This is a genomic window from Streptomyces misionensis, from assembly GCF_900104815.1.
Taxonomy (GTDB): Bacteria; Actinomycetota; Actinomycetes; order Streptomycetales; family Streptomycetaceae; genus Streptomyces; species Streptomyces misionensis.
Genome location: NZ_FNTD01000004.1, coordinates 1,213,846 through 1,227,208 on the forward strand (window position 1 = coordinate 1,213,846; position 13,363 = coordinate 1,227,208).

Sequence of the window (13,363 nt, forward strand, 5' to 3'; positions counted from 1 at the left end):
ACGAACAGCCCGGGAGTTGCAGACGTGCAGGAGCAGCCGCGCGGCACCGACCCGCTGGAGCGCCTTGACCCGGTAGTCCTGCACCACATCGTCAACACGCTCGGGTGGCCCGATCTGCGCCCGCTGCAGAAGGCGTCCGTGCACCCGCTGATGAACGGCGAGGACGCGGTCCTGCTCGCGCCGACGGCGGGCGGGAAGACGGAGGCCGCCACCTTCCCCCTGCTGTCCGCCATGCGAGAGCAGCGCTGGACCGGCACCTCAGTCCTCTACCTGGCCCCGCTCAAGGCGCTCCTGAACAACCTGGTGCACCGGGTCGACAGCTACGCCCAGTGGCTGGGGCGCCGAGCCGCCCTCTGGCACGGCGACACCCCCGAGTCCGTACGCCGTCGCATCCGCACCGAATCCCCCGACTTCCTGCTCACCACACCCGAGTCGCTCGAAGCGATGCTCATCAGCGTCAAGACCGACCACGCACACATGCTGGGCCGGGTGCGTGCCGTCGTCGTTGATGAGGTGCACGCCTTCGCTGGGGACGACCGCGGCTGGCACCTGCTCGCCGTGCTCGAACGCCTGGAACGGCTCGCCGGCCACCGCATCCAGCGCATCGGGCTGTCCGCCACAGTCGGCAACCCCGACGCCCTGCTCACCTGGCTCCAGGGCGCACGCCCCGCCGATCGCCCCGGCCTGGTCGTCGCCCCCGGCGTGACTCTGCCCGCCACAACCGGCACCACCGAACACCCGCGCCCCGCAGGGGAGGTGGAGCTCGACTACGTCGGATCGCTCGCCAACGCCGCCAAGGTGATCTCCGCCCTGCACCGGGGAGAGAAACGGCTCGTCTTCTGCGACTCCCGCAAGCAGGTGGAAGAACTCGGTGCGGCACTGCGCGCCCGCGACGTCACCGTGTTCCTCTCACACGCCTCGCTGTCCACCGACGAACGCGCACGCTCCGAGCAGGCATTCGCCGAAGCCCGCGACTGCGTCATCGTCTCCACCTCCACCCTGGAACTCGGCATCGACGTCGGCGACCTCGACCGTGTCATCCAGATCGACTCACCCAGCACAGTGGCCTCGTTCCTGCAGCGCATCGGCCGCACCGGGCGTCGCGCCGGCACATCCCGCAACTGCCTGTTCCTCGCCACCCGGCCCGACACCCTGCTCCAAGCCGCCGGCCTGCTCACTCTGTGGGCCCGTGGCTGGGTGGAACCCGTCACCCCGCCCCCCTCACCCCGCCATCTCGTCGCCCAGCAGCTCCTCGCCGTCACCCTGCAGGAACACCGCGTCGGCGACCGGTTGTGGCCCGAGCAGTGGAACGGCCTGGCTCCCTTCGACCAGTCTGCCGCGCCCCTCCTGTCGCACCTGGTCGCGGAAGGCTTCCTCGACAGCGACGGCGGCATGCTGTTCATCGGCTCCGAAGCCGAGAAGCACTTCGGCCGCCGGCACTTCATGGAGCTGACCGCCTCCTTCACCGCACCACCCGAGTTCACGGTGCTCGCTGGACGCACCGAGATCGGCACCACCGACCCCACCGTCCTCACCGAAGAACGACCGGGCCCGCGCCGCCTGCTGCTGGCCGGCCGCAGCTGGCAGGTCACGTTCATCGACTGGGCCCGACGCCGTGCCTTCGTGGAACCCGTCGAGGACGGCGGCATCGCCAAATGGCAGGGCAGCGAAGCCCGCGGGCTGTCCTACGTCCTCACCCGCGCCATGCGCGACGTCCTGCTCGGCACGGATCCCGACGTCCGCCTCACCCGCCGCGCCATCGCGGCCCTTGCTGAACTCCGTATGGATCGCGCACCCCACGAAGTACACCCGGCGGGCACCCTGCTGGTCCGCGACGCGGACGCCACCCGCTGGTGGACCTGGGCCGGGTATCGCGCCAACGCCACCCTCGCCGCCTCCCTCGGCAGCCTTGCCGACCCCGTACAGCGCCCCACTGACACCCATGTCCGCCTCCGTCAGGACCTCTCCCCCACCGACTGGAGAACCGCCCGCGCCGAGCTCCCCGACTCCCTCACCCTGCCCACCGTTGACCTGCGGGCAGTCCGCGGCCTGAAGTTCTCGGCGGCCCTACCGCCCCGCATCGCCACCACCACCCTCGCCGAACGCCTCGCCGACTTCGACGGCGCCCTCGCCGCAGCCCGCGAGCCCGTACGGATGGAATGGGGCACCTGAACAACCCGGCTCACAGGCGATTTGCTGCCGTTGCAGTTCTTTCCCTCTAGCCGATCCGCTACTGGCCTCCGTCAGAAGGCAATCGCAAGTCGCTCGGTTCATAGCTGAGTTGATAGGCGCGAACGCTGCTGCCGTTCATACGGTAGATCGTGATGCTCGACAAGAACTGCTGCTTGATGTCCAGGATGCGTTGCCGCTCCTTCTCTTCAATCCCGCTGATCCACACCTCAATGTGTTTCGGCAGCTTGAAGGCCAGACGATAGGCGCCCTCGTCTTCTCGCGGGGAAAGCGTCCACTCAGCAGTTGCGCCTTGCCCCGACCGACGCAGCCGCACAGCGTGGTCGGGGCACTGTTCGGCGTAGGAGAGGAACTGCTCTTGATCCTCGGCGACCAGCGGCAGGATGAACGGGGCCGCAGGGAAGCCCAGCAGCAGCTCAGCCGCAGCGTGTTGTTCCAGGGTGTCGACAAACTGGGCGAGGATCACAGAGGCAGCAGCCTTGAACTGCTCGGCACTGGTATCGACCGGCAGCGGCGGCACCCCTGTCGGCCATGTACCGAGAGCCTCGCGGAGCACCTTGCGCATCCACGTCACAGGGAAGCGCGCGACGGCATGGGCGTTCTGCGCCGAATAAAGGTTGGCTGCAGCGATCTGGATCGCATTACGCAGCCACGTGAAGGACTCCCCGGACAAGTCCACCAAGGAGATCTGGTGGGCGAGGGCATACTGCTGGGCGCTCTGAGTGAACCCGTTGGCGGAAAAGAGCGCGTAGGTGTACTGGTAGCGCCGCCGGGGCCGGGTCCCGCCATGACTCATGAAGTTTTCGTTGACGTCGTGCAGGACGCCGTGCGCATTGCGCACGACCTCCAGTTCGCACGGGGTCGAGTAGTGCTTGGCTTCCAGGAACAGCCGCACGGGGAGGGAGAATGCGGGGGTGAAAGCGAACTCACCAAGCACGTCCACCTGATGGACCGCGCCGCGGCCACGGACACGCAGAGCGCCACCTGATCCGGTGAGTTCGGCATCGTCCTGTCGATAGTCGACTAGCAGACGGTAGCCGCTGTGCCGGAGCAACCAGGCCAGGGCCTCCTCAAGCAAGTACCCCCGCAACGCGGACCTCTTTGCCATGCCCCCTGCCCCACCCCTGCCGTTCACTCAACTTGCCAGAGGTGATCTTCTCACCTGCTCCTGGACTCGACCGGACCTACCCCGTGTCCACTGCCACTTGCACGGCGGATCGCCGCGACCGTGCGAGCGCACGGAGTGCGGGTCTCGGCGACGAACCTCTTCCGCGCTCAGCTCGACGGATCCTCGGGGCATAGATACCACCCACGCCTTGCCATGGCGACCAGCCTGCCGCCAGAGCAACCGAAGAGACTCCGACGTGATCCCGGACCAAGTCCTGGTGCCCGGTTCCTGGTGGTCCTGGCCGGGGCTTCGAGCTCCCGTTACGAAAAGCAGGTATTCGCCAATGAGCTCTTGGGCCGAATGACTGGATCAATCTCCAATGGCATTCCGACGGTGATATCACGTCAGCGATGGAGGGACGCGCCACCTGTGGTCCATGGTGGACGTCCGCCAGCTGCTGGGCTGCTGCCAGTGTCGTTGGGTTACCTGTGGACGCACCCGGCGTAGTCGGCGAGCGATCCATTCGTCTGTGGGAGATCGCGTTAGCACCTAGCTCCTGCCCAGCGAGAGGTCACAGCCATGCCCCGCCCGCTCGGAGATTCGCCCTATGCGTTCACCGTCCCGCCCTCGGTTGAGGCGGTTCCAGCGGCACGAGACCGTGTCGTCCGTCGTGTGCAGCGACTAGGGCTGACCCTGGACGAGAGTCTGACCTGTGACTTGCGATTGCTCACAGGAGAAGTGGTCGCGAACTCGGTCAGGCACACCCAGGCCACGTGCGTGGTGTCCGTACAATGGACCGGAGAGCGGCTGCGCGTGGAAGTCACCGACGTCGACCCCACGTTGGTGCGCCCGTGTCAGCCTGAAGTGATGGACGAAAGCGGGCGTGGGCTCCTCCTCGTTGCCGCATTGGCAACCGAGTGGGGCTCGCAACCCTGCGCCGCGGGGAAGAAGACGTGGTTCGAACTGGCAGTCCACGCTTCTGCAGAAGGCACGTCAGGCCCGTCTCCCTCACATCATGTCGCAGAGGAATCTGTGCCAAGCAGTGCACAAGGCCTCATCGAGCAACGAGCGGCCTAAGCTGCTCCGGCCAGAGTGCCAGCGCGTGCGACGTGCGCGCCCCACCTTGATCACGTCGCCTTCCACGCTGCCCAGTTGGCTCTCCGCTCAAGGGGGGTCTGATGAATAGCGGACCCCAGTGGGGGAACTCCATTGAAGATATTCGGTGGCGCTGAGGAAGGCTGGGGTCTAACCTCTCCTCCAACAGGATGACGGAGAAGAGTAGCCCGGGATCACGCGAGCCGAGAGCTGCCGGCAGCTGGGAAAGCAGCCTCGCGCCCCAGGTGAATCCCCTCCCGAGTGCAGGGAGGAACGGCCTCACGGAAGGCCCAATGCCCCGCCGGTTGACCCCCGTGATCGGGTCGTGAATGAGGCCACCACCTGGTGGTGGCAAAGGCGCGGTGGCACCGCGAGTCACCCCTTCTCGCCCGCGCTCCCAAGGAATCACGTCATGATGACGGATCGAATCGAGCACGGCACGATGATCGATGCCACCCTAATTCGCCAGAATCCCGCCCATGTCCAGCAGGCGTTGGCCAAGCGAGCGGTCTAAATAGACCTCGATGGGTTTCTCCGCCTGGACGACGACTACCGGCAGGTGCGGGCCGAAGTCGAGCGCCTTCGTGGGGAGCGCAAGAGAATCTCGGGCGAGATCGCGAAGCGGCAGCGGGTCGGCGAGGACGCGGCACGTCTGCACGGCGAAGCATCGGCGGTGGGCAGGCAGCTGACCGCCGTCGAGGCGCGGCTCATCGAACTGGAGCAGGCGCGTCAGGCCTTCCTCGATCCGCTGCCGAACCTCCCCGACGCGGACGTGCTGACCGGGGGCAAGGAGAACAACGAGGTCGTTCGTGAAGCCGGCCAGCGCCCAGAGTTCGGTTTCACGCCCAGGGACCATGTGGCTCTCGCTCGGACTCTGGGCCTGGTCGACTACGAGCGAGGTACGAAGCTCGGCGGCAGCGGCTTCTGGATCTATCGGGGTGACGGCGCGCTCCTGGAGTGGGCGCTGCTGAACCACTTCCTGGAGGCCCATGTGCGGGACGGTTACGAGTTCGTGCTGCCGCCGCACATCCTGACCTTCGCGGCCGGGTACACGGCCGGCCTGTTAACCAAGTTCGCCGACGAGGTGGTCGCCTTGGAGCACTGGGACCAAGGCACGGAACGGTTCCTGCTGCCGACCGCGGAGACCGCCTTGGTCAATCTCCACCGGGATGAGAGGCTGGCCGAGGCGGAGCTGCCGCGGAAGTACGTCGCCTACACACCGTGCTACCGCAAGGAGGCCGGCGGCTATCGCACGGCCGAGCGGGGGACCCTGCGCGGGCATCAGTTCAACAAGGTCGAGTTGTTCCAGTTCAGCCGCCCCGACGCCTCGGACGCCACACACGAGGAGCTTCTGGGCAAGGCAGAGAACTTGGTGAGGGAGCTGAACCTGCACTATCGGATCACGCGACTCGCGGCCGAGGACACCAGCACAGCGATGGCCAAGACGTACGACATCGAAGTGTGGCTTCCGAGCATCGAGGCGTACGTCGAAGTCAGCTCGGTGTCGAAGGCCCACGACTACCAGGCGAGGCGTGGCAACATCCGTTACCGGCCGCAGCGGGGCAAGTCGACGTTCGTCCACACTCTGAACGGCTCGGGTCTGGCCACGAGCAGGCTAGTGCCCGCGCTACTGGAGCAGCACCACTGGACCGACGGCACGGTGGAGGTTCCCGAGGTGCTGCGCAAGTGGATCCCAAGCGGCGTCCTCGCAGCGCGGTCGCCGGCCTGAGCAGAGCGGGCTGTTTGTCGACCGCTGAAGGGATGGGCCTGAGGTCAGAGGGCCCACCCACGTCGGTCGGCCAGCCATCGCAGTGTGACCTCTCCACACCAGGTCTGATGCTGGCGAATGTGTGGTGACCAGTCTGCTGGGGGCTGTCCGCCGGAGGTGAGGAAGAACCCGGAGAGGGCGGCGAGTGCCGCATCGAGCTGCTCGTCGGCGATTCCGCGGGCGGTGGGGTGCTGTGCGAACAGTGAGGTGGCATCGTGGCCGTCGGCGTAGGCGGTGGCCAGGAGCAGGACGAGGTCGAACCAGCTTGCCCCCAGGCAGGGCCAATTCCAGTCACAGATCCACGCGGCGCCGTACGCGTCGATCAGCACGTTGTCCTGGCGTAGGTCGTGGTGGAGGACGGCATTGCCTGCGACGGCCTGCCGCCATCCGCCTTCCAGGCTGGCCAGCACGTCCAGTAGGTCGAGCGGTACCCAGGAAGGCAGTATGCCCGTGGGCGTGCCGCCTCGGGCGAGGTTGCGCCAGTCGGCGAAGTCACCGCCGTCACCCACGGGCTTGAGGCCCACTTGCTGGAGTGCTGTGGATGGGGTGGAGAGTGCCTCGGCCATGATCGTGTAGGCGTCGAGGGTGGCCATGAGCTCATAAGGCTTCCATGGCGAGGTGGGCATCCGACCACCGCCGACAGCGTCGATGCCGAGAACGACCCATCCGTCCTGCTCCTCAATCCACTGCAGGCGTGGCGCCGGAATCTCTGCCGGGAGCGCTGATTGATCAAGGCCTCCCTGCGGTAGGAGTCGGCGACCACACTGTTGTCCAGGCTGTTGACCGCCTTGACGAACAGAGGTCCGAACGCTCCGTGGAGTACCGCGGCGAAGCCACTGGTGGATCCGCTCCCCTTGCTGGGCGTGGCCTGTACCTCGCCTCCGAGGCGTCGGGTGATCAGTAGCCGAATCCCGTGCGGGAGGTCGTCCCAGCGGGGTCGTACCGCTGTGGCGTTGTATTGAAGGCGTGGAGTGATGATGGTCGGCATGCAATGAGAATGACGGAAGCTCCGTCCGCAGGCCACGAAATTATGGCGCAAGCCAGTTTCCAACGATTCCGCTACGTCTGCCCGCTCCACAGTGACATGGACCCAAGGCCGATTCCAGGTGGTGCTGCTCCGCCTTCACTCGATCCGGGAGACGCCCATCTTGTTCCGTGACCGGAAGTTCCTGAGGCCGTAGTTTCCCGTCTTCGCTGCTGTCAGGCTGGCCACAGGACTGATGTCATGGTAAGCCTGCCCTCCGACTACGGGGGAAGTCGAAGGGCAGGCGGCTCTTTATCGGCGACCGTGACGAGCACGGGGTTTCTGCCATCACCTGTGGAGCACGAGGCGTCACATACCCGTCTGCGGCGCCGATGGCAATTCTGCAACATGACAGGGAAGTTGGCATATCACGCGCGTAATATTTCTAGCGGCATTTGCTGGCTACCTTGTCGAGACGGTGTGATTGTGCAGGACTCGATCGTGACTGTGATCGGTTCCTGCTAACGTCCGCGATGCATCAGCCCAAGGAGTCGTATGACCACCTCATCACCCGGTCGTCTCTGTCGACTACAGTAACGCCCCCCGATATGGCTCGGTGATCGCGCGGTATCCCTAAGGGCTGTCCCGCAAACGATCTTCTATGGGTTGAGGGGTTCGGTGGGCCGACCTATGGGATCTGCTCCTACCCCGTGAGGACGAGGTTGTGCAGACGGGCGATGCCACGCATGGCGTGGTGGACTCCGTCGCCTTTCAGGCGGCAGTCGCGGAGGATCTTCCAGCCCTTCATGCGGGCAAAGACATGCTCGACGCGGGCGCGGACCTTGCGGTGGGAGGCGTTGTGTTCCTCTTTCCACGCCGGCAGTTCGGTCTGACCGCGCTCGCGGCGATGCGGAATCACCACTCCGGTGCCCCGGTAGCCGCCGTCTGCGATCACCGTGGTCTTGCCGACGGCGTCCTTGGCTCCGGACAGCTGCCACGCCTTGCAGTCGTTGCGGTTGCCGGGCAGCGGTCGACCGACCACAACGACGAGTCGGCTGTCGGCGTCGATCACGACCTGGTGGTTGGTGGAGTACCGATAGTTCTTGGACTGCTCGGCTACCTCGTGGTCGCGGGTGGGCACGAGGGTGCCGTCCACTATCAGCACGGTGTCCTTGGAGAACCGACGCCGCGGCTGCAGGGACATCAGCGGGCCGAGGTGGTCGATGATCCGGTCTGCCGCCGACTTTGAGATGCCGAACAGCAGGGCCAGCTGGCGCATTGTCAGGTTCGTGCGCCAGGAGGCCGCGACCAGCAGTACTCGGTCCTCAAGGGGCAGGCTCCAGGGCCGTCCCCTGCCAACCGCGTCGGCCCCCTCGCTCCGCAGCGCGGTCACCAGCTTCCCGAAGCAGCGTGGGCTCAGCCCGGAGAACGGGTCTATCCAAGACGGCTCCGACGCCGTGATCACACCAGTCACACCGTGATCATCCAACCCGTAGCCGAGAGCCTTTAGCGTCGGTTGCGCAGGAGGGATCCGAGCGCCAAGCCGGTGGCCAGGCCGATCAGGGCGCCGACCGACGTCCGCCATGCGGGCGCTGCTCCGGCGACGGGCACGTCAGGCGGACGAGGTGCGGCGGCCGACGGCGTTGGTGGTCCGGCAGCGATAGCGCGAGCGTGCTCCTCGTCCACGATGGCCAGGAACCGACGACCGATACGGCTTCCAGAGGAGCTGGCGGTCCATGAGATCTGCGCCCTGCTCCAGTAGTGCCGCCCAGCCTCACCGGTGAACATCCCGGCCAGCATGTCCCGCAGGAGAGGCTCGCGAATGGTCCCAATTTCGAAGCCCATCCACGCGTAGTTCATCATCAGATCGGCATAGACATGCCGCTTGCGCTCACGGGGATCGGCAATGTCCGTGGTGCCCCAAACCGGCTGGTAGAGCGCCATGTCGTCAAGTTCCAGGCGGACCAGCTCAAGGTAGTAACTGCGGATTCCCTGGACCTGCTCCGCCCTTGCCTGGCGGTTCTGAACAACCAGCGAAGCAGCGACGCCGGCCAACGCGAGCGCCGAGACGATCGCCGACGTGAAGCCGTACGCCGCGCCGACCTGACTCAACCTGTTCCAGTCCACCCCCTTCGAGCCGGAGATGTCCTCCAGCACGAAAGGCGACAACAGCAGCGCCGCCAGCACGGCCGCCGCAGCGGCGACCAGCCCCAGAGCTCTGCCCACCCGGCGAGCCACTGATGGTGCAGCTACGGACCGATGACGAGCTATCAGGTAAATCACCCCCAGGCGAGCCTGTCCCAGTGACTAGACCGAGCCAGGGGGCAGCCTACGTGCAGCCGCCATGCTCGGCATCGTCCGCCTGCACAAGATCACCGTCGCCCGCCGGAGGACCGCCGCCACACCGACCGAAGATCGTTTACGGGACAACCCTTAGCGACGACGGCTTCCACCGGTCAGCCGAACTTGAGAAACGGCACGTCGTAGAGGTCATGGTTCCGGGGCGGGGTCATAGGCGCCGTAACGCCAAGGGCCTCACTCCTGATCGATGGTGGAGCATCAGGAGACTGTCCGCAGCGTGGGCCTGGACCGGCTGCTACCGGGACGAAGCATTGGTCCTGTGATGTCGGTGGGCGCGTTCAAACCGTCCAGGAGCATGACGATCCGGTCGATGTTGGTGAGGCTGTCGGCGGTCACGTAATTCCCCACGTTCTGCATGATCAGCGCCACGTAATTCCTCACCCGCGTGGTCACGATTCCCCACCGGGGCGCCGACCATCGATGGTGCCGCCGACCATGCTCGAACTGACGCGATATTCCCTGCTTCGGGTGGTTTGACCACTGATTAGTCCATCCTTGCGAATCGGGCGAGTTCCCCATGGGCATGCCGGTGCCCGGGTTGAGGGCCCGGATCTCTCGGAGCGTCGCGGGCCCTCGATCCGCGAGCCGAGAGGCCGACGGACGCACCGGATGGCAAGGAGAACATTCACCGTGATCGACATCGTCGAGATTTACGTGCACTGGTACGCGGGCCGGTCCAAGAGCCAGGTGTCGGCCTCGCTGGGGGTGGACCGCAAGACGATCAGGAAGTACCTGGCGCCGGCGGAGAAGGCGGGGATCACCCCGGGCGGGCCGCCCATGAGCGAGACGGACTGGGCCAAGCTGCTCAAGAGCTGGTTCCCCGAGCTTACGAGCCGGAAGCTGAACCAGGTCAGGTGGGGCGAGATCGAGCCGCACCGCGACTACGTCAAGGAACTACTGAAGACGACCACGGTCACCACGATCCACCAACGCCTTCGCGACGAGGGCAAGTTGAAAGTGTCACTGACGACGTTCCGCCGCTGGGTCCACGAGAACCTGCCCGACGAGGCGGCCCGCTCGAAGGTCACGGTGCTGCGGGACGACGTCGAGCCGGGCTCGGAGGCCCAGATCGACTACGGCTTCCTGGGGCAGTGGATCAACCCCACGACCGGGAAACGCCACCGGATCTGGGCGTTCGTGATGGTGCTGCCCGCCTCGCGGCACATGTTCGTCCGCCCGGTGACGCACATGGACCAGCACGCCTGGACCCTCGCACACGCAGAAGCCTTCCGCTACTTCGGCGGCGTCCCGCACCGCCTGGTGCCGGACAACCTCAAGACCGGGGTCGACAAGCCGGACCTCTACGACCCGAAGATCAACCGCTCCTATGCCGAACTCGCCACCTACTACGGCACGTTGGTGGACCCGGCTCGCGCGTCGAAGCCGAAGGACAAGCCGCGGGTCGAGCGGCCCATGCCTTATGTTCGCGACTCGTTCTGGAGCGGTCGGACGTTCACCTCGCTGGAGCACATGCAGGCTGAGGCCCTGCTCTGGGCCACGAACGTCGCAGGTCAGCGCCAGTGCCGCCCGCTGGGGGGTGCCAAGCCACTGTCCGTCTTCGACGCGGTGGAGGCCAAGGCCCTGCTGCCGCTGCCCGAGGAGCCGTTCGTGCTGGCCCGATGGTCGCAGGCCACCGTCGGCCCGGACATCCACATCAAGGTCGGCCGCACGCTCTACTCGGTGCCCTGGAAGCTGATCGGCCGCCGTGTCGATGTCCGCTCCACCGCCACGATGGTCCAGGTCTTCCACGAGGGTGAGCTGGTCAAGACGCACGCGGCACTTGAGCAGGGCAAACGCACAGACAAAAACGACTACCCGCCCGAGAAGATCGCCTTCCAGATGCGCACGCCGATCTGGTGCCGCGGCCAAGCCTCGCAGGTCGGGGACGCCTGTCGGGAAGTGATCGACCAGCTGCTGGAGGTCAACGCCCTCTACCGGCTCCGAGCCGCCCAGGGAGTGCTTGGACTGCGCAAGAAGTACGGCGACAGCCGGCTGGAGGCCGCCTGCCGCAAGGCGGTCGCGGTCGGTGACCCGTCCTACCGGACCGTCAAGGGCATCCTGGTCGCCGGGACGGAGACCGACCCGGAACCGGAGACCGGCGACGCCGGAGCCTCGGCCTTCCTGCACGGCCCCGAGGGCCTGTTCGCCGCCACCGTCCCCCTGCAGATCTCCGGCGAGGTTCACGACGACCAGGGTCACGCCGACGCCGGCGCCGAGGAGGCCGGCCGGTGAGCGTGATGACCACCGCCCTGCGCGACTCGCTGAAGACGCTGCGGCTGTCCGGCATGCTGGAAACCCTCGACGCCCGCCTCACCCAGGCCCAGAAGGGCGAGCTTGGGCACCTCGACTTCCTCCAGGTCCTCTGCCAGGACGAGATCACCCGCCGCGAGTCCGTCGCGCTCGAACGGCGCCTGCGCAGGGCGAAGTTCGAGCAGCAGGCCACACTGGAGGGCTTCGACTTCGCCGCTTCCCCGAAGCTGCCCGCGGCCCAGATCCGCGACCTGGCGGCCCTGCGCTGGCTTCACTCCGGCGAGTCCGTCATTTTGTTCGGGCCCGTCGGGGTTGGGAAGACACACGTCGCCCAGGCGCTCGGCCACCAGGCCGTCCGCCAGGGCGCCAACGTCCGCTTCAGCAAGACCAGCCGCATCCTCAGCGAGCTCGCCGGCGGTCATGCGGACCGCACCTGGGACAAGCGCATGCGCGAACTCATCCGCCCTGACCTGCTGATCCTCGACGACTTCGCCATGCGCCAGCTGACCGCATCCCAGGCCGATGACCTTTACGAACTCGTCTCCGAGCGGCAGGGACGCTCTCTGATCATCACCAGCAACCGAGCGCCCAGCGACTGGTATCCCCTCTTCCCCAACCCGGTCGTCGCCGAGTCCCTGCTGGACCGGCTGATCAACGCTAGCCATCAGGTGATCATGAACGGCCCCAGCTACCGGCCCAACAAGCGGCCCAAGGCTCCGACCGGTAAGCCGCCGACCGCCTAGCGTCCGGGCTGGTCGACGTTCCACTCCCTCGGCAGGGCCTCGTCACAGAAGACGCAGACGAAGTCCTCTTCGCGCACGATGTTGAGCTGCTGGCAGGAGAGGCAGCGTCGGAACACCACCTCGTGCGTGAAACCGGACGGGCGAACGATCCCGGCCCGGTCCAGGGCCTCGACGACGGCCGACCACGAGCTGACGTCCGGGCAGTAGCCGGTCGACTGATTGCTGACCTCGCCGGCCACCCACCGCCCGGACTCCTCGCGGAAGCTGATCTCGCCAGCGCCAAGGACCGCTTCTCCACCAGCACACACCACATGCTCACTGCGACGCGGCGCGAGACGCAGGACCCCAGCCTGATCGATAACGAAGGTGAAGGGCTCGGCCAACTCCTCCACCGTCCGAGCCGAGACCCACTCGTGGAAGTTCGCCGGCGACCGCATGCCCTGACCCTCGCCGTCCGGTCGGACGAGGCTCCTCAACTCGGCCGGCCCGACATAGCGATAGCTCCACCCGCGCATGGTCATGCTCGCCAACCTAGACCCGACTGGGGCGAGGACCTGGGGAATTACGTGACCGCCGGGGTGGGGAATTACGTGATCGTCGACAGAGGCGTCGCTGCCCAGATTCCAGCATCGACAGAAAGGCCTGGCTGAGCCCGGTGAGGAGGGCTATGTCCTCTTGACGGAGGTGGCCATACTCTCGGACGAGTTGGCAGAGCCTGCCGAAGTCCATGCGTAATAGGGCGTCTCTGACTTCCTGGCGAGCCCATACATGGGATGGAACGAAGGGGCGTGCAGGCTGCACGGCAGTCCCGCTGCGAACGCACCCGGAACAGATGTCTTCCCTGTTGTACCGACTCAGGCGGCATCGGCAGAGGTTGCAGAGCC

The 13,363-nt window shown here is 66.4% G+C and carries 11 protein-coding genes; 5 read left to right on the forward strand and 6 right to left on the reverse strand.

Annotation, left to right across the window (positions count from 1 at the left end; all coding sequences use genetic code 11):
* The first annotated feature begins 24 nt into the window (after positions 1-24).
* Positions 25-2,172, forward strand: a complete 2,148-nt coding sequence (locus tag BLW85_RS06980; protein ID WP_074991494.1) for a DEAD/DEAH box helicase — start codon at positions 25-27, stop codon at positions 2,170-2,172.
* A gap of 58 nt (positions 2,173-2,230) precedes the next feature.
* Here the strand turns inward: BLW85_RS06980 and BLW85_RS06985 are convergent, their stop codons facing one another.
* Positions 2,231-3,298 (reverse strand): PDDEXK family nuclease, encoded by a 1,068-nt coding sequence (locus tag BLW85_RS06985; protein WP_074991496.1) that lies wholly within the window; start codon positions 3,296-3,298, stop codon positions 2,231-2,233.
* A 579-nt stretch (positions 3,299-3,877) separates the two neighbouring features.
* On the opposite strand from BLW85_RS06985, the gene BLW85_RS40870 reads away from it, so the two are divergent.
* Together BLW85_RS40870 and serS are read left to right on the forward strand one after the other, a co-directional pair.
* Positions 3,878-4,375, forward strand: coding sequence for an ATP-binding protein (locus BLW85_RS40870; protein ID WP_074991499.1), 498 nt, complete (start codon positions 3,878-3,880; stop codon positions 4,373-4,375).
* 532 nt (positions 4,376-4,907) lie between these two features.
* Positions 4,908-6,122, forward strand: coding sequence for a serine--tRNA ligase (gene serS, locus BLW85_RS06995; protein ID WP_279628630.1), 1,215 nt, complete (start codon positions 4,908-4,910; stop codon positions 6,120-6,122).
* A 44-nt stretch (positions 6,123-6,166) separates the two neighbouring features.
* On the opposite strand, the gene BLW85_RS07000 is transcribed toward serS, so the two are convergent.
* The 4 genes from BLW85_RS07000 to BLW85_RS38325 all read right to left on the reverse strand — a co-directional run bounded on the left by BLW85_RS07000 (position 6,167) and on the right by BLW85_RS38325 (position 9,855).
* The gene (locus tag BLW85_RS07000) at positions 6,167-6,754 is read right to left on the reverse strand and encodes a hypothetical protein (protein ID WP_079172280.1); all 588 of its coding nucleotides are present in this window, start codon (positions 6,752-6,754) and stop codon (positions 6,167-6,169) included.
* Between the two features lie 1,074 nt (positions 6,755-7,828).
* Positions 7,829-8,599: an IS5/IS1182 family transposase gene (locus BLW85_RS07005; RefSeq protein WP_074991501.1), complete on the reverse strand. Its 771-nt coding sequence runs from the start codon at positions 8,597-8,599 to the stop codon at positions 7,829-7,831.
* 32 nt (positions 8,600-8,631) lie between these two features.
* Positions 8,632-9,351 (reverse strand): DUF6082 family protein, encoded by a 720-nt coding sequence (locus BLW85_RS07010; protein ID WP_143060422.1) that lies wholly within the window; start codon positions 9,349-9,351, stop codon positions 8,632-8,634.
* Positions 9,352-9,684: 333 nt separating this feature from the next.
* Positions 9,685-9,855: a hypothetical protein gene (locus tag BLW85_RS38325; protein WP_244174832.1), complete on the reverse strand. Its 171-nt coding sequence runs from the start codon at positions 9,853-9,855 to the stop codon at positions 9,685-9,687.
* Between the two features lie 261 nt (positions 9,856-10,116).
* Between BLW85_RS38325 and istA the strand changes: the two genes are divergently transcribed.
* Both istA and istB read left to right on the forward strand, forming a co-directional pair.
* A complete protein-coding gene (istA, locus tag BLW85_RS07015) occupies positions 10,117-11,718 on the forward strand; it encodes an IS21 family transposase (protein ID WP_074990027.1) in 1,602 nt (533 codons plus the stop codon).
* Positions 11,715-12,479, forward strand: a complete 765-nt coding sequence (gene istB, locus BLW85_RS07020; protein WP_074990028.1) for an IS21-like element helper ATPase IstB — start codon at positions 11,715-11,717, stop codon at positions 12,477-12,479. Before istA ends, istB begins: the two co-directional genes overlap by 4 nt.
* On the opposite strand, the gene BLW85_RS07025 is transcribed toward istB, so the two are convergent.
* Positions 12,476-13,000: a P-loop NTPase family protein gene (locus BLW85_RS07025; protein ID WP_074990118.1), complete on the reverse strand. Its 525-nt coding sequence runs from the start codon at positions 12,998-13,000 to the stop codon at positions 12,476-12,478. The genes istB and BLW85_RS07025 overlap by 4 nt on opposite strands.
* Positions 13,001-13,363 lie beyond the last annotated feature (363 nt).